Source organism: Streptomyces sp. AK08-02 (assembly GCF_033795085.1).
Classification (GTDB): Bacteria; Actinomycetota; Actinomycetes; order Streptomycetales; family Streptomycetaceae; genus Streptomyces; species Streptomyces echiniscabiei.
The window spans coordinates 372,763-392,792 of sequence record NZ_JARAZV010000001.1 but is presented as its reverse complement, the minus strand read 5'-3'; the positions used below and the strand labels follow the sequence as shown (position 1 = coordinate 392,792).

Sequence of the window (20,030 nt, the reverse complement as noted above, 5' to 3'; positions counted from 1 at the left end):
CCCCGGAAGAGTTCATACGCCCGCAACGATCACCACGGGCCCGGGGTGCGGGGCATGCGCGGCGACCCCGTACGGTGGTAGGCGTACCCACTGACCAGGCCTGACCGTGAGGCATCCACCCCATGAACGTCACCCGAGGCTTCACCGGACGCCCCCGCGTCCAGAACGCCGGACTCCCGCCCGGCCAGTACGACGCGGGCGACGACTGGCCCGTGCTGTCCGCCGAGGTCACCCCCGATCTGGCGCCGGCGGACTGGTCCTTCCGGATCGACGGCCTGGTGGCCGAGGAGCGTACCTGGGACTGGGCCGGGGCCCACGCGCTGCCCGGGTCGGCCTACGAGGGTGACATCCACTGTGTGACGAGCTGGTCGAAGTTCGGGGTGCGGTTCGGGGGCGTGTCCCTGGACGCGTTCCTCGACGCGGTGCGGCCCGACGCGTCCGCCACCCACGCCGTCGCGTACTCGCACACCGGGTACACCACGAACCTGCCGCTCGCCGACCTGACCGGCGGCCGGGCGTGGATCGCCTGGGAGTACGAGGGCCGGCCGCTGCCCGCCGAGCACGGCGGCCCGGCGCGGCTGCTGGTGCCGCACCTGTACTTCTGGAAGAGCGCCAAGTGGATCGCGGGTCTGCGCCTCCTCGACCACGACGAGCCGGGGTTCTGGGAGCAGAACGGCTATCACGCGCGCGGGAACCCGTGGGAGGAACAGAGGTACTCCGGTGACTAGGACCGCCTCCGAAACCACGCCGCCCGGCGCCTTCGTGCCTCCGACCCGGTTCGCGGTGCCGGGCCGCATCGCCGTCAGCAACCGCGCGGCGGCCCACTGGCAGACCGCCACCCTCACCGAGGTCCGGCGGGAGACACCCCACGCGTCGACCTTCCGGTTCGCGGTGCCCGGGTGGGCGGGTCATCTGCCCGGCCAGCACCTGATGCTGCGGCTGACCGCCGACGACGGTTACACGGCCCAGCGCCACTACTCGATCGCCTCACCCCCGGACGACGCCGGGCACATCGAACTGACCCTGGACCACGTCGAGGACGGAGAGGTCTCCGGCTGGTTCCACACCCTGGCCAAACCGGGTGACGAGGTGGAGGTGCGCGGTCCGCTCAGCGGGTTCTTCGCCTGGCCGGGCGACCGTCCGGCGTTGCTGCTCGGCGCCGGCTCCGGGGTCGTGCCGCTGATGTCGATGATCCGGCACCACCGGGCGCGGGGCCTGACCGTGCCGCTGCGGCTGCTGGTGTCCGCGCGCGGCCCCGAGGAACTGATCTACGCACGCGAGTACGGGGCCGAGACCACGCCCGTCTTCACGCGCCGGGCACCCGAGGGTGTGCCGGTCGGCAGGTTGGCGGCCTCCCAGGTGACGCGGCTGCTGGCCGACGGGCAGCCGCCGGGCGGGTGGGAGGCGTACGTGTGCGGGTCCAACGCGTTCGCCGAGCACGCCTCGCGGCTGCTGGTGGCGGCCGGCCAGCCCGTGGACCGGATCCGGATCGAACGCTTCGGCTGAGGAATCGGCACCGCGTGCGGTGGTGCGCCGGGCCCACGGGGGCGCGGGTGGGTCGTGCGCGCTGACCCTCGTACGCGGCTCCCGTTCGGTCGGTGCCGCGCGCGACGATGGTCGGATGGGGGTTTTCGGGCGAACGCCGTTGTTCGGTCGGCGCCGTCGGCCCAATCCGCTGCGCCGCCGCTCCGACGTGGTGGAGGCGTGGACGGGCCTCGCCGTCGCCGTGCTGCTGTTCGTCGGCGCGCCTCTGACCGGGGCGTTCGCGGCCCGGTGGGCGTACGACGAGGGGCGGGCGACGGCCACCGCGCAGCGCGCCGAGCGTCATCACGTCCGTGCGGTGGCCGTCGCCGGTAGCGGGACCGGGGCTCCCGCGGCGCAGGCCGGCAGACAGTACCTGTTCCCAGTGCGGGTGCTGTGGACGGAGCCCGGCGCGGGAGCGCGTACGGCGACGGCGCGGGTGCCGGCGGGTACGCGGCGCGGGGACTCCGTCGACCTGTGGCTCGACGCGCACGGGCGGGCCGTCGCCGCGCCGCCCGGTGCCCTCGCGGTCCGGCAGTACTCGGTGGCGGTGGGGATCTGGGCCGCGGGGGTGACCGCCGCGGCCGTCCTGTTCGCCCGAACCGCCTTACGCCGTGCGGCCGTTCAGCGCCGGCTCGGCGAGTGGGAGCGCGCGTGGGCGCGTACGGAGCCGGAGTGGACGGGTCGGCGGGCGTGACGGGCGGGGTAGGTCGTCACACCGTCCGCTGCATCCGGCGGGCGATCCGGCGGTGGTCGGTGAGCGCGTCCCGCAGGCCCGGCAGGACGGGTTCGCCCCGGTCGACCAGGACGCGACCGGCGACGACCGTCGTCCACGCGCGGGCCGGTCCGCAGCGCAGCCACGCCTCCACGGGGTCGCTGAGCGCACCCGCGAGGGCGACCTCGTGCAGGTCCCAGACCACGAGGTCGGCGCACGCGCCGGGCCGCAGCTGCCCGAGCTCGTCGTCGCGGCCCAGGCAGCGCGCCGAGCCCCGGGTGGCGATGTCGAGGGCGTCGCGCGCGGTCATCGCACCGGGGCCGCCCCGGTAGCGGCCGAGGAGGAGGGCGCCGCGTGTCTCCATCCAGAGCGAGGCATGGTCGGTCGAGGCGGAGCCGTCGCAGCCGATTCCGACGGGCAGACCCAGCTCACGCATCTCCTTCACACGGGCGGTGCCGCCGCCGATGAGCATGTTGGAGCTGGGGCAGTGCGCGACTCCGACGCCCGCGGCGGCCAGGCGGCGCAGCTCTGCGTCGTTCGGATAGATGCAGTGCGCGACCCAGGTGCGGTCGCTCATCCACCCGGCCTCCTCGAAGTACTCGACGGGCCGGCAGCCGTAGGTCTCCAGGCAGTACGTGTCCTCGTCGCGGTCCTCCGCGAGGTGGGTGTGCAGGCGTACGTCGTACCGCTCGGCGAGTTCGGCGGTGGCCGTCATCAGCTCCCTGGTCACCGAGAAGGGTGAGCAGGGTGCGAGGGCGACCCGGATCAGCGCGCCGGGGCGCGGGTCGTGGTGGGCCTTGATGAGCCGTTCGCTGTCGGCGAGGACCTCGTCCTCGGTCTGGGTGACGCTCCGGGGCGGCAGACCACCGTCCTGGACCGACCGGGTCATCGAACCGCGCGTGGCGTGGAAGCGGAAGCCGATGTCGCGGGCGGCTCGGATCTCGGCGTCGACGAGTCCGGGGCGTGGATGGACGTACAGATGGTCGGAGGAGGTGGTGCAGCCGCCCATGAGGAGTTCGGCCATGCCGACGTACGCGGAGACGTACGCCGCCTCCTCGTCGAGCGCGGCCCACAGCGGGTAGAGCGTGGTCAGCCAGTCGAAGAGGGTACCGCCCACGGCCGGCGCGTAGGAGCGCGTGAGGTTCTGGTAGATGTGGTGGTGCGTGTTGATCAGGCCCGGGGTGACGAGCCGCCCGGCCGCCGACACGGTGGTCCGGGCCTCGGGCTCGGTCCCGGCGGTGCCCACGGCGGTGACGCGCCCGGCGCCGACCGCCACCCACCCGCCGGGAATCTCGCGCGCGCCGTCCACGACGAGCAGTTCGGCGTCCCTGACCAGCAGTTCCACAGCAGTCGGCATGGGCGTCATCGTAGAGGCGCGGGCTCCTCGCGCGGCCCCTGTCCGGGCCTTGAGGCCTGGCGGGTCGTCGGCCCTCCCACGTACGGTGTGATCATCCGCAAGCGCTTGCCACGACCTCACGAAGGCGGTCCTACATGGCCCAGTTCGACCTCCCCCTCGACGAACTCCGCGAGTACCGCAGCGACTCCGTCGAGCCCGACGGTTTCGACGCGTTCTGGTCCAAGACCCTGCGGGAGGCCCGGGAGCACGACCTGGACGCCCGTTTCGAGCCGGTGGAGACGGGGCTGACCACAGTCGACGTGTACGACGTGACGTTCGCCGGATTCGGCGGCCACCCGGTGAAGGGCTGGCTGCGGGTGCCCGCCGGTGCCTCCGGGCCGCTGCCGGTGGTCGTGGAGTTCATCGGGTACGGCGGCGGGCGCGGCCTGCCGCACGAGAACCTGCTGTGGGCGTCGACCGGCCGCGCCCACTTCGCCATGGACACGCGCGGCCAGGGCAGTGCGTGGGGCGGCGGGGGCGGTACGGCGGACCCGGTGGGCAACGCGCCCTCGTACCCCGGCTTCATGACCCGTGGCATCGACGCTCCCGAGAACTACTACTACCGGCGGGTGTACACGGACGCGGTGCGCGCGGTGGAGGCGGCCCGCTCGCATCCCCTGGTCGACCCGGCGCGCACCGTGGCCCTCGGATCGAGTCAGGGCGGCGGGATCACGATCGCGGTCGGCGGGCTGGTCCCGGACCTGGTCGCGGTCGCCCCGGACGTGCCGTTCCTGTGCGACTTCCCGCGCGCGGCGACTCTGACGGACCGTCACCCCTACCGCGAGATCGGCAGCTATCTCAAGACCCACCGGGGTCGCACCGCCGACGCGCTCAGCACGCTCTCCTACTTCGACGGCGTGCACTTCGCGGCACGCGGCCGGGCACCGGCGCTCTTCTCGACAGCCCTGGAGGACCAGACCTGCCCGCCGTCGACGGTCTTCGCGGCCTTCAACGCCTGGGCGCACGACCAGAAGCAGATCGAGGTCTACGACTTCAACGACCACGAGGGCGGCGGCCCGTTCCAGGAGGCGACAAAGCTGAGCTGGCTGGGCTCGTACGCGTGACGGGCCCGTAGGCAGAACCGATCGTTTCCGACACCTTCCGCGCGATCCGACCAGTCGGTATGTTCGTCCGTGCCGGGTCACAGCGTCGTGGCCCGGTGTTCCGGCGGACCGCGGAGGGCCCATGTCCGAGCACGTGCCACACGTTCACGGCGACTGCGACGCACGCTTCTCGGCGGTGCGTACGGCGTTCGAGGAGAACTTCCGGGACCGTGGGGAGCTCGGCGCCGCGGTGAGCGTCACGGTCGACGGCGCGACGGTGGTCGACCTGTGGGGCGGCTGGGCCGACGCGGGGCGGACGCGCGCGTGGGAACGCGACACGCTCGTCAACGTGTGGTCGACGTCGAAGGGTCCGACGGCGCTGTGCGCGCACATCCTCGCCGACCAGGGTCTGCTCGACCTCGACGCCCCGGTGGCCCTGTACTGGCCGGAGTTCGCGGCGGCCGGCAAGGAGGGCGTGCTCGTACGGCATCTGCTGTCGCACCGCTCGGGCCTGTCCGGCCTGCGGGAGCCGCACTCACTCGCCGACCTCTACGACTGGGAACTGACGACCCGCCGGCTGGCGGCGACGGAGCCCTGGTGGGAGCCGGGGACACGGTCCGGATACCACGCGCTGACGTACGGTTTCCTGGTCGGCGAGGTGGTCCGCCGGGTGTCGGGTCTGCTGCCGGGCGCCTTCCTGGAGCGGGAGGTGACCGGGCCACTGGGCATCGACTTCACCATCGGACTGCCGGAGAAGGAGGCCGGTCGGGCCGCCGAACTGGTGCAGCCGCCGGCCGCCTCGGCCGGCGAGCAGGCCGCGATCTTCGCCCAGTTGACGCCCACGGCGATCGCCGCGCTGGCCAATCCCCTCGCGGGCCCCGTGGAGGCCAACAGCCCCGCGTGGCGGGCCGCCGAGATACCGGCCGCCAACGGCCACGGCACGGCGCGCGCGATCGCCGCGCTGTACGGCGTCTTCGCCGGCCAGGGCTCGTACGGCGGACGGCGCGTCCTCTCCCCCGAGGCGGCCGAGCGGGTGCGCGAGGGGCAGGGCAGCTGCCGGGACCTGGTGCTCGGCGCCGGATTCGGCCACGACACGGAGATCGCGCTCGGGCTGTGGCTGAGCGGCCCGGGCGGCTCGTACGGGCCCAACCCCAGGGCGTACGGCCATGACGGGTTCGGCGGTTCCTGCGGGCTGGCTGACCCGGACGGCGGAGTGTCGCTGGGCTATGTGATGAACCGTATGGGTCCCCATATCGCCGACGACCCGCGGAAGATGGCGCTGATCGACGCCCTGTACAGCGCACTCTGACGCAGGTAATGATCAAAAAAGCACTGTGAGCCTTACAGGTTGGGTGACAGCTGTAGTCAGATGACAGATTCGGTGAAGGTCGTGTGCGCATAGCTTCGAGGCATGACATCCGACGGCGCCCCAGGGCGAACGCCCGTCGGATGACGTCCCACATCTCGAAAGGCACACATGAGTACGTTCACCACCTCCGACGGCACCGAGATCTTCTTCAAGGACTGGGGCACGGGCCAGCCGGTGGTGTTCAGCCACGGCTGGCCGCTGAACGCGGACACGTGGGACGGTCAGTCCCGTCTGGTCGCCGAGCACGGCTTCCGGGCCATCGCGCACGACCGGCGCGGGCACGGCCGTTCCGCGCAGCCGTGGCAGGGCAACCACATGGATCAGTACGCGGACGACCTCGCCGAGCTGATCGAGTCGCTCGACCTCGACAACGTTATCCTCGTCGGTCACTCGACCGGCGGCGGCGAGGTGACCCGCTACATCGGCCGACACGGGACGGGGCGGGTCGCCAAGGTCGTGCTGCTGGGCGCGGTGCCCCCGCTGATGCTGAAGACCGACGCCAACCCCGAGGGCACGCCCCTCGATGCCTTCGACGGTATCCGGGCGGGTGTCGAGGGGGATCGTTCGCAGTTCTACTGGGACCTCAGCGAGGCCTTCTTCGGCTTCAACCGGCCGGACGCGACTCCGTCCGAGGGCATGCGCCGCGCGTTCTGGCTGTGGAGCATGCAGGTCGGCCTCAAGGCCGCCTACGACTGCGTCAAGCAGTTCTCGGAGTCCGACTTCACCGAGGACCTGGGACGCATCGACGTACCGACCCTCATCGCGCACGGCGGCGACGACCAGATCGTGCCGATCGCCGCTTCGGCGGAGAAGACGGCGCAGCTGGTCAAGGACTCGACGCTGAAGGTCTACCCGGGTGCTCCGCACGGCCTGGTGGGTGAGTTCGAGAAGGCGTTCAACGCCGACCTGCTGGCGTTCATCCAGAGCTGACCGAGTACCCGGCGGGTGTCCGCGTCGCCACCACCATCCGGCAGCGCGGACTGCCGTCGGGCCGTCGGCCGAACTCGGGCAGGGCGCGGGTCTCCACGTCGAAACCGACGCGCGTCAACTCCCGCCGAACGTCTGCGAGTCGGAAGGCCCGGTAGTACATGACGAACGGCGGCTTCCACACGGCGTTGCGTACCCTCATCACCGCGTCGAAGCCGAGCAGTGCCCAGTAGGCCGGTGTCCCCGGGCGGGCCGGGGCCACGACGGGGAACGCGAAGCGCCCGCCGGGCCTCAGCACCGAGTGGACCTGGGTGAACAGCCCGGGGAACTCCCCCGGCAGGAAGTGCCCGAACGCCCCGAAGCTGACGACCAGATCGAACGCCGGGGAGCCGGAAGGGGCTGAGGCGAAGGGCAGGGCTCGGGCGTCGCCGCGCACCAGGGCGACGCGTGGCCCGTCGGCCCGTTCGCCCGTCACCACCCGGCGTCGGGCCACCTCCAGCATGCCCGCGCTGATGTCGATCCCGGTGACGCTCCCCCGGCACACACGTTCCAGCACCTCCAGACCGGCGCCCGTACCGCAGCACAGGTCGAGACCGTCGCCGAAGGGCCCGAGGGGACCGAGCACCGACGCCACCGCGTCGAGGATCGGGTCGGAGGTACGGAACGGGGTGTGGTCGAACTTCGGTGCGAGCAGGTCGTAGCCGTGCTCGACTGACGACAGTGCCTGCACGGCGAGTTCACGGAGGGTGGGACCTTCGGGGCTGTTCCCTGTCAAGTCAGTGTGTTCAGGTTGAGCCCCCGCAGCCAGTGCTTCGCCCCGCCGCGATTGCACCCCGGATTCTCCGTCGACTCGGATCCGGGCCAGCACCTGGTCGGCCAACTCGTGAGGGGTCAGCTCGCCGTCCAAGAAGACCGTGTCATTGGGCAGGGTGTCGGCCGCGGCCATGCACTGCTCGATCTGGTCCTTGCACCAGCGCCGAACCCGTTCGTCCTGCTCGGGCTTGTCCGGCGTGAAGCTCCGGCCGTCGATCCGCTTCTCCAGGGCGTCTCGGGAGACCTTGAGGAAGAAGTGGTGAACGTCGATGCTCGCGTCCTTCAAGGCACCGAAGATCTCGTCGACGTAGCTGGAGTTGACCAAGGTCATGGGGACCAGGAGCGGGCGGCTGTACTCCTCGACCAGCCCCACCGCTAGTTCGGCAACCTGGCGCCGCCACAGGCGGAGATCCTGGAAGTTGCCGGTCGGCACTTCCAGGATCTCCCGCAGCACATAGCCCACCGCCTCCGGGTCGTAGACCAGTGCTTCGGGCCAGCGCGGCCGCAACTCGTCTACCAGCGTGTGCTTTCCGCTGCCGAACGCACCGTTCACCCAGACGATCAACGCAGTCCTCCCCGCCCTACTGCCTTGCCCAGCTTGGGCCTGGCATGTCGGATCAGCATGCCGCGCCGACTGTGTGGGGCCAGCCCCCTTGTCGGATCACGCTCGAAAGAACGCTGAGGAGGGCCGAATCCCAAGTTGTCGAGCGCAGCCGACCTACGTTGTCGAGCGCAGCCGGGCGAACTCGTCAGCGAGGAGGCCCAACATGACGAGATCGTGGTGCTGCCCAGCGAAAGAACACCTGATCGCGGAGGCCCTCCTCGACGAAACCGAGCCGACGTTGAAGTGCCAACGATGCCTCGTTGGGTGCGAAGACCCGCGCTCCACACGCCTACCGCAGCTCACCTGAACTGGTCACTCATCACCCTCACGACCAGGCGCCTGACCCGGAAGAAGCCCGCCTCCAGTTGGTCGAAGGAGCCGAGACCGACGGCCTGAGCCCGCCGGGAGGCGAGGGGCCGAGTCTTGTAAAGGTTTCTTTAGAAAGATATCTTTACATCATGACTCGGCGAGAGCTCACCGACCCGCGCGCACTGCGGGCGTACGCCCATCCGTTCCGTCTGACGCTCATCGGGCTGCTTCGCAGGGAAGGCGCGATGACGGCCACCAGGGCTGCCGAGCTGACGGGGGAATCGGTGGCCAGCTGCTCGTATCACCTGCGGATGCTGGCCAAGTACGGGCTCGCAGAGCAGACCGGGGAAGGCCAGGGCAGGGAGAAGCCCTGGCGGGCGACGGCGGCGTTCACCTCCTGGCCCGGCTATGCAGCGGACCCCGAGGTGCGGGAAGCCGCCACCGCGCTCAGTCTCGCGGTCGTCGAGAGGTACTTCACCGAGGCGACCCGCTGGCTGGAGAACCGGCACACCGAGCCCGCGGACTGGCAGGAGGCAGCGCCTCTCGGGGACGCCACGATCTTCGTCACCGCCGCCGAACTCAAGGAACTCGAGGAGAAGGTATGGGAGCTGCTCCAGCCGTATATCCGCCGGGCTGACGATCCGCAGCAGCGTCCCGCCGCAGCGCGCCGCGTGTCGTATGTGCACTTCGCGCACCCATCGCGGGAGTTCAGCGCGAAGGCGCAGGACGAGACAGAAGAGCCGCGCTCGTGAGCGGGACCGAGCGGTTACCCGCCCTGCTGCGTGAACGGTCCTTCCGCCGTTACTGGACCGGGCACACCGTCTCGCTCCTCGGGGACCAGATCACACAGATCGCCCTGCCCCTGCTCGCCGTTCTGGCCCTGGACGCGGGTGCCACGCAGATGGGGTGGCTCACCGCCGCCGGACTCCTGCCGAGCCTGCTGTTCTCGGTGCACGCCGGCGTCTGGGCGGACCGCAGCGGGCGACGGCGCCACATGATGATCACCACCGATCTCGGCCGGGCGCTCGCCCTGGTCTCGCTTCCGGTCGCCTGGGCCATGGGCTGGCTCGATCTCGGGCAGCTGTATGCGGTCGCTTTCATGGTCGGCACAATGAGTGTGCTGTTCGACGTGTGCAACGCCGCGCTGTTCATCTCCCTGGTACCCAGTGAACGCTACGTGGAGGGAAGCTCCCTGCTCAACGGCAGCCGAGCCATGTCCTTCATGGTCGGCACCAGCGCCGGAGGAGCGCTCGTGCAACTCCTGTCCGCCCCGATCGCGCTACTCGCCGACACCACCTCCTACCTGACATCGGCCTGGCAGCTGTCCCGGATCCATCCCACCGAGCCACCGGCCGCCGCTCGCGCCAAGGGCGACCTGATGGCCGGCTTTCGCTTCCTCATCCGATCCCGGGTTTTGCGCAGCTACTACGGCGCAGTGACCACCCTCAACCTGTTCAACTTCGCCTTCCAGGCCATCTTCGTCCTCTACGCCACCACCGAACTCGGGCTCAGTCCCGGCCTCCTGGGCGCCGTGCTCGGCAGCGGCGCCGTCGGCGCAGTGATCGGATCCCTGCTGACCGGCCGGATCGTGCGCCGGATCGGAATCGGGCGGGCCACACTCCTTGGCCTCTTCGCCTTCCCCGCACCGCTGGTGCTGGTCCCCCTGGCGCAGGGCTCCGTACTACTTGCGGCAACGTGCCTTTTTCTGGCGGAGTTCGGCTCCGGGTTCGGCGTGATGGTCCTGGATATCTCAGGTGGATCACTCACGGCCTCGCTGATACCCGACGCACTACGATCCCGCGTCGCAGGAGCCAGCCGCCTGTGCAACTACGGCATCCGACCCATCGGCGCACTGGCAGGCGGGTGGCTCGGCGCAACGATTGGCCTGCGCCCCACCCTATGGATCGCGACCCTGGGCGCCCTGCTCGGCCTGGCGTGGGTACTGCCCTCCCGGATACTCCTGCGTACCACCACGCCCAAGCCGTCTCACAGCGAAGCCCAGCCGCACAGGACGCCTTGACGCCGGACACCATGGCAACCGGTCCGCCTTGCCGTCCGTCAACTGGGGATCAAAAACACTCACTTACCAGTCCAAAACGATGCCATCCCCTATTCGATCACGCCGCAGCGCGCAAGATCCAGACTCGCGCGAACCCCTCTAGATGCCATTTGACCTGGCACTTTGAGGGTCCTAGACACTCATTACAGCCACTCTTATGAGGGTGGTGTCGGCGTACACGTCGAAGTGGCCCTGGCAGGAATTCCGTGACGCTGCGGTGTGCCACCATGCGCCGGTGACGCTCCGTCATGGGAAGCGGCATTGTCGGTGAGTGTGATGACCTTGTACGGATCGTGTCTCCGCACCTCGATGCGGTGCGGGTGGAACAGGTGTGGGTAGCGGGCGGCGTGGTCCGTATCGCGGCCTGCACCCGGGAGTCGTCGGTGGCGTGTCCGGACTGTGGTCGCGGTTCGGCGCGGACGCACAGCCGCTATTGCCGCACGTTGGCCGATGTCGCTGTGGGTGGCCGCCCGGTGGTGATCGGGTTGTCGGTGCGGCGGCTGTTCTGCGACGGCCCAGGCTGCGGTCGGCGGACGTTCGTTGAGCAGGTGGAGGGGCTGACGGTGCGTTATCAGCGCCGCAGCCCGCTGCTGCAGGACCTGGTGGAGATGGCCGGGGTGCTGCTCGCAGGCCGCGGCGGCGCTCGGCTCTTGCAGATTCTGAAGGTGCCGCTGTCGCGGACGAGCGTGCTGTTCCACTTGATGCGCTTGCCGCTTCCGGTGGCAGCGACTCCGCGGGTGTTGGGAGTGGACGACTTCGCGCTGTACGCAGACGTCTACGGCACCCTGCTGGTGGATGCCGACACCCGGCTGCCGATCGAGCTGTGGGCCGGGCGTGACGCCGAGCAGCTGGCCGCCTGGCTGCGGACGCATCCCGGCGTTGAGATCGTTTGCCGGGACGGCTCGTTGGTCTACCGGCAGGGCATCACCGACGGCGCTCCGGACGCGGTGCAGGTCAGCGACCGCTTCCATCTGTGGCAGGGCTTGTCAAAGCGAGTCGGGGACATCGCTGCCGCACACCGCGGCTGCCTGACCGCAGCCGTTCCCGATCCCGAAGCGACACCGCCGCCACCCAACCCAACGGCACCGTCCGAGCAGGCCGACACCCGTGCCCGCCGCCATGCGAAGAACCTCTTCGAGGCGGTGCACGCGGTGACCGACACCGGCATCTCGCTCCACGCCGCAGCCCACCAACTGGGCCTGAACCGGCGCACCGTGGCCAAATACGCGCGAGCCGCCACCTGGCAGGAATGCATTCGACGCACGCCCTCCCGCCGCCCCACCAGCCTCGATCCTTACCTGGAATACCTGCGGCAACGCTGGGAGGAGGGCGAACACACCGCGACAGTGCTGCACCAGGAGATCGCTGCCAAGGGCTATCGGGGCCACTACCAGCGGGTCAAGATGGCCATCGCACCGCTGCGCCGCGGCCTGCCGATCGATACGCCGCGCGAGCGACCACCCTCGCCTCGTCAGGTCGCCCGCTGGATCGCCACCGCACCATCCCGGCGTGGCCTGCACGCCGCCGAGGCGCTCAGGCGGCTGCTCGAACACTGCCCCGAGCTGGACCAAACCCACGGCCTGGTGCGTCAGTTCGCCGCCATGCTCGAGGCCCGCGACGCCGCCCCGCTGGCGAGCTGGCTCGAGCAACTCGCAACCTCCCAGCTCCCCGCCCTGGTCAGCCTGGCCAACGCCATCCGCGAGGATCGGCCCGCGGTCGTCCAGGGCATCACCACCCCGTTCAACTCCGGCGTCAACGAAGGCCGCATCACCGATCTGAAGCTCCAGAAACGGATCATGGCCGGCCGCGCGGGAGTTCCATTGCTCCGTCACCGAGTCATCCTCATGGCCCTGCTCCGACGCCGCTTCCCATGACGGAGCGTCACCGGCGGATGGTGGCACACCTCAGCGTCACGGAATTCCTGCCAGGGCCAGATACGGGTGTACGCCGACAGGTGGTTTGAACATGTCCGTTGTCCGCTAGAACGGCTCTCGGGCACCCGGAGTGGAAGGCATCGGTGTAGTGCTTCTCTTACTGTTCGATGCCTCTAGTCCAGCCCCCAGCGAGGCAGTGCCGTGCTGGCCTCAGCGGCGAAGTTCGGAACCTTTTTTCGTAGTTTCTCCAAAATCTCACGACTAGAGAGCTTGGGGAGGTTTCCGTATCCAGTCACTGCCGCTTGTTGCCCGATAGCTCGGAGGACAGCGGCGGGGTCGAGGTCGAGCTGGTCCAGCAGGAAGTCATCTGGGGAGTGAAGCGCCAACCCGTAGGGTTGGCGCGATTCCTCCGGGAAGTCCTTCAGGTTCTCGGTGACGATGCCGTCTGCGTTGCCGGCCACTGCTGCGGCCAGGACATGTCTGTCGCCTTGCGGGTTAGTCATGGCGCTTTCGAGCGACTGCCAACCCTCGACCATGGCGTCGCAGAACTGCTGCCGCAGCCGCTCAAAGCGCTTGGACGCTTTCTCCATGTCGATGTTCGGGCTGACCTTGGGCGTGTTCCGCACCACTTCAACCCAGATCTGAGTGGACCACAGAGGCCGGTAGACGCCTTCAGTGGCGACGGCCAGGAGGGTGTTCCGCAGGTAGCTGGGGATGAGCACGTTGGCGTCCAAAACAACCGCATATATCACATACCAAGACTATGCCGGTATTTCACCCATAGCATGCCAAGGAGAAGGACGTCAGTAGAGCCCTTCCTCCATCTCCTCTGCTGCGATCTCTCCAAGCGCGTGATGCTGTGCAGCAGCGCGCGCGGCCTTGTATTCCAGAACATCGCGCAGCTTGATTCTCCGATGCCGTCCCGGCTGCTCGTAAGGCATCCGCTTCTCGTCCAGCCACCGAACCAGGGTCATGCGGGAGACGCCAAGGATGCTCGCCGCCTGCTGCGTGGAGACCCATGCTTCTCGCGGATTCACCATCACTGGCAGACCACGGTTGATGGCCTCGACTACGAGCCTGAGGGCCTGGAAGACCTCCGAGGGCAGCTTGATGTCGTCACCTGACGGGGTCACGAGCAGAGGAACAGCGCCGCCGCCCGCTTGATCGGCCGCCCGCAGCGCCTGCTCAAGCTCCATCCAGTGCGCTTTCGCCTCAATCTGATCCGAGTCGGGGGGGTAGAGCACTTGGTCATTGATCTTGATTTGAGTACCCATGACCTTCTCCTGCGGCTAAGTCGCATCGCTTCCGTCTCTGCATCATCGCAGCCAAACGCTCAAAACGCACATGATTCTTTGGAGAGTTGCTTCACGGCCTGGCTGCGTGGAACTCGGTGACCCCAGAGAGGCCCTAACCTGCGATTCCAAGATCGACATGAGGCGTGACTGTAGTCGTGGACATGTTCACCACCGCATAACGGACGAGAACCCATCCTTAAACCCGCGGGAGAAGCCGTGCGGGTTGTGGCTCGTTGGAGGGGATGTGAGAGAAGAAGGACAGGTTCGGGCAGGTAGGTTGATCGTTCCGTGAGTCTTGATCGCTACTGATCCTGCTGATTAGCTGGCTGGCATGACTGACCTCGGACCTGTCGCCTGGCCACCTGCCCCGATCAGGACCGAGAGGCTCGTGCTCCGTGAGTCCGAGGCCCGGGACCGTGCGGCGTTCATCGAGTTGCACGCTTCGGCGGAGGTTCACACCTACCTCGGCGGCCCCCGGTCGCGTGACGAGCTTGAGCGCGAGGTGCCTGAGGTGCCTGGGCGGCGGCCCGGCACTTTCGTCGTCGATCTCGACGGGGCGATGATCGGACAGATCCAGCTCGTGAGGGAACCGGAACACCATCGTCCAGCTGCGGCCGGGAAGGTCGATCTCGGCTACCTGTTCCTGCCGCGGGCGTGGGGATTCGGTTACGCCGCCGAGGCGTGCGCGGCGGCACTCGACTGGTTCGACAGCGTCTTTCCCGGCGAGCCGGTGGTGCTCGCCACCCAGACCGCAAACGTCGCCTCGATGCGCCTCGTGGCAAAGCTGGGGTTCACCGAGGTAGAGCGGTTCCATGCCTGGGACACCGAACAGTGGCTCGGCATGCGGTCCCCGGTCACGCCGTCCGATTGAGCTCGTGCTGGGCGGTTTCTGTACTCACCGCGATCTAGCCGAGCGAGCGCGAGGCGGGAAACGTGATGATCCAGCAGGAGGCCGGTTCGGTTTCTTCCATATTGCGGCTTCTAGGGCTGAGGCGGTCGGAACGGCAGTACGTTGATGGGGATGGTGGAGCCGGGCAACGGTTCCTCCGTGCCCCTCCGGCTGACGAGGACGGCGCTGGCGAGGGTCAGGGTGGTGACCAACTGGCGGAGTTCTTCCAGCTCGGCTTCCTTGTTGGCGAGGGTCTGCTTGAGCTTAGTGACGGTCTCCCGGAGCCGTCTCTCCGTCTCCGGGACCTGCCGGGTCTCCGTGCGGACGCGTTCGTAGAACTCGTTCTTCAGGTCTGCGTGCCGCCTCATGATGGCCATGCGATGGACGCCGGCCTCGGCGGCCAGAGCGACGACGGTGAGACTGCCGTTGGAGGAGGTGGCTTGTCCGGTCAGGAGCCGGTCCATGGCTTCGCGGATGCAGGCGCGTTCGTCCTGGTGCTGCTGGTTCATGTGAGGGTCTCGCAGGGTTCGGCGGTGGCGTCGTGGGCGTCGGCGGTGGTCCGGAGGCGGTCGGCGTTAGCCCGCAGGCGCTTGCCAAGTGGGCCCGGAGTTGAGGCGGCCAGCTGGTCGATCTCCTCGGCCCGCTCCCGCAACTGACGGGCGTGGGTGTCGGTGCGAACTGTGTTTCCGCAGCCGGGCTGGCAGTCGTACTGCTTTGGGGCGGTCGCGCCGGGGTCGGGTGCGCAGAGCGCGTTGTCCCGTTTGAACGCGCAGATCAAAAAGGCGTCGGGGTTGTCGAAGAGCACGACGCCATCCCTTGCGAGGAAGGCGGCGGCCTTCTTCGCGAAAGTCCTGGGGACAATGCGGCCCTCGAAGCGTGGAGCGGTGGCTGCGGCGGCAAGAGCTCGGTGGGCTGCCGGTCCGGAGACCTTCTCGCCGGCAGCGACGCGTTCGCGTAGATGGGCGGCGGTGTCGGCTGCGGCGAGGGCGGTCTCGACATCGAGGACGGAGTGGATCCCGCTGCGGCTGCGGGAGCCGTAGCCGCTGGAGACACGGGCGTCCAGGACGGTTCGCATGTGCCCGTACTGGATCGCGAGCGCGATCAGTCCGCCTGGACGGCGTGCGATATGCCAAGCCAGAGTTCTTCTGAACCGGGACGCTCCGATCGCGCCGTGCGGATCCTCGGGGATGATCTGGCCGAGGAGACCTTGGGCCCGTGCCTCATTATTCGCGAACTGTACGAAGCTCTCGATCCGCCTCTGCAATCCGTGCTTCTTGATGGCTCCGTGGTAGCTGCGTTGGCTGGCGAAGTCGTGGTGAGCGGCACTGAGCAGAAGCTCGCCCTCAGGAACCATGCGTTCCAGGACGCGGACGGCGTGAACGACCGGGGTGATGGCGACCCAGGGAACTGCGCGTTCCTCGCCTGCGGAGATGTGGTTGCCGTCATCGTCGGTGACGTTCTTGAAGTGGTGGCTTCGGATCAAGTGCCTGCCCGCGGCGCCGTCGGCGGCAGGTTCGGGGTCAGGACAGCAGCCGGCCCGGAGACCCTGTACCTCCTGTCCACGCATCCCGGTCAAGTACAAACAGATGATCGTGGCTGCTGTGCCCAGGTGCCGCATCAGTTCCGGGGCCTCGCCGAAGTCCATGTGCTCGCGCCAGGGCTTCCCGTTGATCTGTCCGGTGACCGGCACCTGGAGAGGACAGGGTCCTGGGCGCTCGTTGGCCAAGGCCGTGAGTTGGTCCCGCTCAATGAGCCAGTCGACCTGGGCGAGACTCGCACCGCTGAGGGCGGCAACATAGGAGCGTGCCAGCCTTCTCTGGCCGTGCATGCCGACCGTGGGCAGCGGGGCGCCCGTCACGGTGCGGTGCGGCAGAAATTCCTCAAGAACCACCCGGCTTCGGAAACTGCCCACATTGGCCGCTGCCGTGGTGATCAGGCGACGTCTCTCGGCCCAGGCCGCCAGAATGTCTTCGGCGAAGTCGTCGACGAACCGGATCGCCCAGACCACCAGCGGGCCGAGGACCTGTGGGTCCAGTGGTTCCCTGCTGTTTTCTCCGCGCGCGGGGCCGTCGGCCGCGGGAAGGAAGTCATCGACGCCCCTGGCCTCCCACGGAGGCTGAGTAACTCCCGTGGGCTCGGCACTGAGTTGATCGAAGGCCCGCAGGTCCGACAAATGGAAGCTGATGCTCCTGGCGTACTCACGGGAGAGGTCACTGCAGCGGTCGGCCATGTAGGCCCTCCACACTTCCTCGGTGCAGGTGCCGAGGCTGATGAAATGGCGCTCGTGCACCCAGCGGGCGAGCCGCATCCACTCATTGCAGGCCTCCTGCATGCCGCCAGCGGACATCCGCGACCGGGAGTTGGCCCCTCGGTTCCGGAGGTATGTGGGCCGGAGCCTGCCGTTGATCATCACCCAGGCCACCCGCTTCAACTGGCCGAGCATCGGCACCGGACAGTTCTTCCAAAGGATCGTGTAGAGGCAGACACCGGGGTTGTCGATGAGCGGGCCCAGCGACCAGACGGGATCGCGGTAACGGGAGTTCGGATGGGTGTTGCCGGGTGTGACCCACTGGGGCGCCACCACAGGACTGTCCGGGCCGGGCACGGCCAGGACGTACGGATCGTTGGCGGCGGCGATCGTGGTCACGGGACGAGGGCTCTCTTCACTAGGAGCTGGACAACGGTGCGGTCGGTGTCGGTGACGCGGGCCAGGGCCGCGGTCCAGGCGGCCGGGCCGACCTTGCCGCGGAGGTCCTCCAGCCGCTGCAGATGAACACTCCAGCGGTCACGGAACGTGCGGTCGTCCAGGACAGATTTCAGGCTCAGGATCTGCTGGTGCAGGTGGGCGAGACGGGAATGGTGGCCGGGGTGGACGTGCGCGTTGGCGCAGGCCAGGCATAGCAGGAAGTCCGCTCCGCAGCCGCCGTCGGGGGCCGGCCAAGGGCTGGTCGTGTCGTCCTCGCAATCCACCGTCGCAGTCCGCTGATGCCCGGGGCCTGGGGTCTGCGTGATCGTGCCAGCGAAGACGGCGGCCCGGGCCTGTTCCAGGGCCTCTTGGGCGCCGGCCTCGAACACATCCCGGGACGCACGTTGGACGCTGCGGTCAGGCAGCACGTAAATGCTCTCGTGGGTGCCCTGCGTGTGCTGCAGGGGACGGCCCTCGCCGGTCACCGTTGACCGGCGGGTCAGCTGGAAGGGCGAACCGCCCAGTCCGTGGCTCTGGGCCCACAACTTGCCCATATCGTTGGTAACGCCGAAGGCCAGAGGACCCACCGGAGGGGGCCCGTCCAACCTCCAATGAATCACCTGAGCGATCCGGTAGACACGGGCGACCATCAGCAGATCGGTGCCGGGCGCCAGTTGGTCGGCCAGAGCACGTGCATGGGTGGTGGCCTCCAGCGCCTGGGTGATCAGCCGTCCGGAGGAGTCGGCCCCGGAGTCCGTGATGTTCTCGGTGGAGAACCACCGGCCGCTGCCCGCTCTGCGCTTCTCGATTTGGACCTGATAGGTCACCGAGGCCGTCTCTCCCGCTGACGGTGCTGTGGTTGGAACGGGGAGGCGGTCGTAGACGGACAGGTTCCATCCGAACCGGGCGGTCAATACAACTGCCAGTGCAGTCAGCTCCTTGCGGGTCAGGAACAGCCGGCCCCACGTCTTCTCCGCGCCGTTTCCGCCCAGCAGCCCATAATTCGTCACCCAGGGCTGCCCGTTCGGCGGGCGGGTGCGGGGGACATCGCCCGTGCGGGCAACGTGGTCGAGGATCTTCCCGATTCTCCACTCACGGCTGCCCTCGGGGAGGCCGCCATCCCGCCACTGGTCCAGCTGGCGCGTGTTCTCGCCGATCCGCAACCAGGCCGACCGGAACTGCCGCTGCGCGGCCAGCACCACACGGTCCCGCTCGGCTTCCTCGTAGAACCGCTTGCTCGGCGCCGGCGGGGGGATCCGGTGGGCGAGCTCCTCCGCCACCGGCCCGGTGGCCAGCCGAGGATCTCGCTGCAACAGCGTGCGGATCGTCCTCAACGTGCCCTTGCCCGCGTTGGTGCTGACGTGCTGGACACGCCAACGCCGCAACATGGCAACCGTCAGTCCGTCCAGGTCATCGGGTGGGCGGTCCATCTCGGAGAGGAATTTCACGAACAGCCGGATCCTTGCCCAGTTGTTCTGGGCCGTCAGGTGGCTGGTCCACTCTCGGGACTGGGCGGCGAACGCCGCTGCGAGTGAGCGTTGCATCGCCTCGGCCACCGGGAGCTCGGCGAAGTCGAATGTTGTCTTGTAGCCGGCCTTGTTGGTGACCGTCACGGTGAGGCCGTCCGGAGCCAGCGGGGGCTCGGACCGATGCCCGGCCGGTGGCAGGACGGCCCTGCGTCCCTGCCCGCTCATGACACCGTCCTGTTGAGGAGAGCGTCGATGTCCTGGATGCCCGCCGTCTCCCGGGCGAGCCGTGCGAAGACGCCGTCCAGATTCTCGATTTGCTCGTCCTGGTGGTCGGCGGTGTCGGACATGGCCAGGATCGACTCCAGCTGCAGGTGAGCGACGGGCGAGAGGTAGTGCCGTTTCGTCGTCTCCACGTCTGCATGTCCGAGGATGGTCTTCACGAGCCACCACGGGTCCCCGAACAGCAGGGCAAAGTCCCGCCTCTCCGCCTTCGACAGGCCGTAGCGGGATTCCAGCAGCTGGTTCAGCACGATCAGCAGGTAGAGCGCCGCCGAATGCCGGGCCGAGTGCGGGGTGGCGTACGGGCTTTTGCCCTGCACCTCCGCCAGCCGCAGATCCCGAGTGACCTTCCGCTCCTTGGCAGTGAGCAGGGCCTCCTCGCAGCGTTGGTTCGCGGCCCTGAACACCCCGTTCCAGCGTTCGGGGGGCATCGGCAGACCTTGCTCGGTCAGCCACAGATATGCGGGCTCCGGCCCCTGTGGCCCCTCCAGGAACAGCAACTGGCGTTCACGCCAGTTCAGCCAGCGCAGTTCCCTCCTGCCGGGGACGCCGTTCTGGTCGACCCACTCGACCTTCGGCTTCAGCCCGCTCGTCACACGGCTGACCAGTCGCATTCCCGGCAACCGCTCGTAGCGGCCGGCTGCTTGGGCCCGCTCGACGGCCCAGGCCCGCTCGGACTGGATGTACGCCTCGACCTGCCCGACCGCGTCCACCGAGGCGTAGAACACCCGGCTGTTCTTCGACCGCGTCACCGCTCCCGCCACCCGACCGTGACAATAACG

Annotated in this window: 18 protein-coding genes and 1 pseudogene; 10 read left to right on the top strand and 9 right to left on the bottom strand. The window is 68.7% G+C overall.

The window, feature by feature from the left end:
- Window positions 1-122: 122 nt before the first annotated feature.
- The 3 genes from PV734_RS01745 (at window position 123) to PV734_RS01735 (ending at window position 2,218) form a co-directional block, all read left to right on the top strand.
- Window positions 123-728 carry a sulfite oxidase-like oxidoreductase gene (locus PV734_RS01745; protein WP_319091686.1) on the top strand — a complete coding sequence of 202 codons (606 nt, stop codon included), beginning with the start codon at window positions 123-125 and terminating at the stop codon, window positions 726-728.
- Window positions 721-1,506, top strand: coding sequence for a ferredoxin reductase (locus tag PV734_RS01740; RefSeq protein ID WP_319091685.1), 786 nt, complete (start codon window positions 721-723; stop codon window positions 1,504-1,506). Before PV734_RS01745 ends, PV734_RS01740 begins: the two co-directional genes overlap by 8 nt.
- A gap of 115 nt (window positions 1,507-1,621) precedes the next feature.
- Entirely contained in the window at window positions 1,622-2,218 is a 597-nt protein-coding gene (locus tag PV734_RS01735; protein WP_319091684.1) for a hypothetical protein, read from the top strand.
- A 16-nt stretch (window positions 2,219-2,234) separates the two neighbouring features.
- Here PV734_RS01735 and PV734_RS01730 read toward each other — a convergent pair whose 3' ends face one another.
- Window positions 2,235-3,593, bottom strand: coding sequence for an 8-oxoguanine deaminase (locus PV734_RS01730; protein WP_319288571.1), 1,359 nt, complete (start codon window positions 3,591-3,593; stop codon window positions 2,235-2,237).
- A 134-nt stretch (window positions 3,594-3,727) separates the two neighbouring features.
- On the opposite strand from PV734_RS01730, the gene PV734_RS01725 reads away from it, so the two are divergent.
- The 3 genes from PV734_RS01725 to PV734_RS01715 all read left to right on the top strand — a co-directional run bounded on the left by PV734_RS01725 (window position 3,728) and on the right by PV734_RS01715 (window position 6,974).
- Complete coding sequence (locus tag PV734_RS01725; protein WP_319091682.1) at window positions 3,728-4,696, top strand: acetylxylan esterase; 969 nt, start codon at window positions 3,728-3,730, stop codon at window positions 4,694-4,696.
- Between the two features lie 121 nt (window positions 4,697-4,817).
- Window positions 4,818-5,984 (top strand): serine hydrolase domain-containing protein, encoded by a 1,167-nt coding sequence (locus tag PV734_RS01720; RefSeq protein ID WP_319288570.1) that lies wholly within the window; start codon window positions 4,818-4,820, stop codon window positions 5,982-5,984.
- A gap of 168 nt (window positions 5,985-6,152) precedes the next feature.
- The gene (locus tag PV734_RS01715; protein ID WP_319288569.1) at window positions 6,153-6,974 is read left to right on the top strand and encodes an alpha/beta hydrolase; all 822 of its coding nucleotides are present in this window, start codon (window positions 6,153-6,155) and stop codon (window positions 6,972-6,974) included.
- On the opposite strand, the gene PV734_RS01710 is transcribed toward PV734_RS01715, so the two are convergent.
- Both PV734_RS01710 and PV734_RS01705 read right to left on the bottom strand, forming a co-directional pair.
- On the bottom strand, window positions 6,961-7,746 hold the full coding sequence (locus tag PV734_RS01710; protein ID WP_319288766.1) for a class I SAM-dependent methyltransferase: 786 nt from the start codon (window positions 7,744-7,746) through the stop codon (window positions 6,961-6,963). The genes PV734_RS01715 and PV734_RS01710 overlap by 14 nt on opposite strands.
- A gap of 756 nt (window positions 7,747-8,502) precedes the next feature.
- Window positions 8,503-8,674, bottom strand: a pseudogene (locus tag PV734_RS01705) (GNAT family N-acetyltransferase); the annotation flags it as partial.
- A gap of 172 nt (window positions 8,675-8,846) precedes the next feature.
- Here PV734_RS01705 and PV734_RS01700 point away from each other — a divergent pair.
- The 3 genes from PV734_RS01700 to PV734_RS01690 all read left to right on the top strand — a co-directional run bounded on the left by PV734_RS01700 (window position 8,847) and on the right by PV734_RS01690 (window position 12,630).
- A complete protein-coding gene (locus PV734_RS01700; protein ID WP_319288568.1) occupies window positions 8,847-9,449 on the top strand; it encodes a helix-turn-helix domain-containing protein in 603 nt (200 codons plus the stop codon).
- Window positions 9,446-10,717: an MFS transporter gene (locus tag PV734_RS01695; protein ID WP_319288567.1), complete on the top strand. Its 1,272-nt coding sequence runs from the start codon at window positions 9,446-9,448 to the stop codon at window positions 10,715-10,717. The genes PV734_RS01700 and PV734_RS01695 overlap by 4 nt, the downstream gene beginning before the upstream one ends.
- A gap of 287 nt (window positions 10,718-11,004) precedes the next feature.
- The gene (locus PV734_RS01690; protein ID WP_319288566.1) at window positions 11,005-12,630 is read left to right on the top strand and encodes an ISL3 family transposase; all 1,626 of its coding nucleotides are present in this window, start codon (window positions 11,005-11,007) and stop codon (window positions 12,628-12,630) included.
- Window positions 12,631-12,803: 173 nt separating this feature from the next.
- Here the strand turns inward: PV734_RS01690 and PV734_RS01685 are convergent, their stop codons facing one another.
- Together PV734_RS01685 and PV734_RS01680 are read right to left on the bottom strand one after the other, a co-directional pair.
- Entirely contained in the window at window positions 12,804-13,364 is a 561-nt protein-coding gene (locus tag PV734_RS01685; protein WP_319288565.1) for a PIN domain-containing protein, read from the bottom strand.
- 69 nt (window positions 13,365-13,433) lie between these two features.
- Complete coding sequence (locus PV734_RS01680; RefSeq protein ID WP_319288564.1) at window positions 13,434-13,904, bottom strand: helix-turn-helix domain-containing protein; 471 nt, start codon at window positions 13,902-13,904, stop codon at window positions 13,434-13,436.
- A 352-nt stretch (window positions 13,905-14,256) separates the two neighbouring features.
- Between PV734_RS01680 and PV734_RS01675 the strand changes: the two genes are divergently transcribed.
- Window positions 14,257-14,796, top strand: a complete 540-nt coding sequence (locus PV734_RS01675) for a GNAT family N-acetyltransferase (protein ID WP_319288563.1) — start codon at window positions 14,257-14,259, stop codon at window positions 14,794-14,796.
- 110 nt (window positions 14,797-14,906) lie between these two features.
- On the opposite strand, the gene PV734_RS01670 is transcribed toward PV734_RS01675, so the two are convergent.
- The 4 genes from PV734_RS01670 to PV734_RS01655 are packed head-to-tail and all read right to left on the bottom strand — an operon-like array spanning window position 14,907 to window position 20,000.
- Window positions 14,907-15,323 (bottom strand): hypothetical protein, encoded by a 417-nt coding sequence (locus PV734_RS01670; RefSeq protein WP_319288562.1) that lies wholly within the window; start codon window positions 15,321-15,323, stop codon window positions 14,907-14,909.
- Window positions 15,320-17,461, bottom strand: coding sequence for an integrase (locus PV734_RS01665; RefSeq protein ID WP_319288561.1), 2,142 nt, complete (start codon window positions 17,459-17,461; stop codon window positions 15,320-15,322). Before PV734_RS01665 ends, PV734_RS01670 begins: the two co-directional genes overlap by 4 nt.
- Complete coding sequence (locus PV734_RS01660; protein ID WP_319288560.1) at window positions 17,458-19,194, bottom strand: hypothetical protein; 1,737 nt, start codon at window positions 19,192-19,194, stop codon at window positions 17,458-17,460. The genes PV734_RS01665 and PV734_RS01660 overlap by 4 nt, the downstream gene beginning before the upstream one ends.
- On the bottom strand, window positions 19,191-20,000 hold the full coding sequence (locus tag PV734_RS01655; RefSeq protein ID WP_319288559.1) for a hypothetical protein: 810 nt from the start codon (window positions 19,998-20,000) through the stop codon (window positions 19,191-19,193). Before PV734_RS01655 ends, PV734_RS01660 begins: the two co-directional genes overlap by 4 nt.
- Window positions 20,001-20,030: the final 30 nt, after the last annotated feature.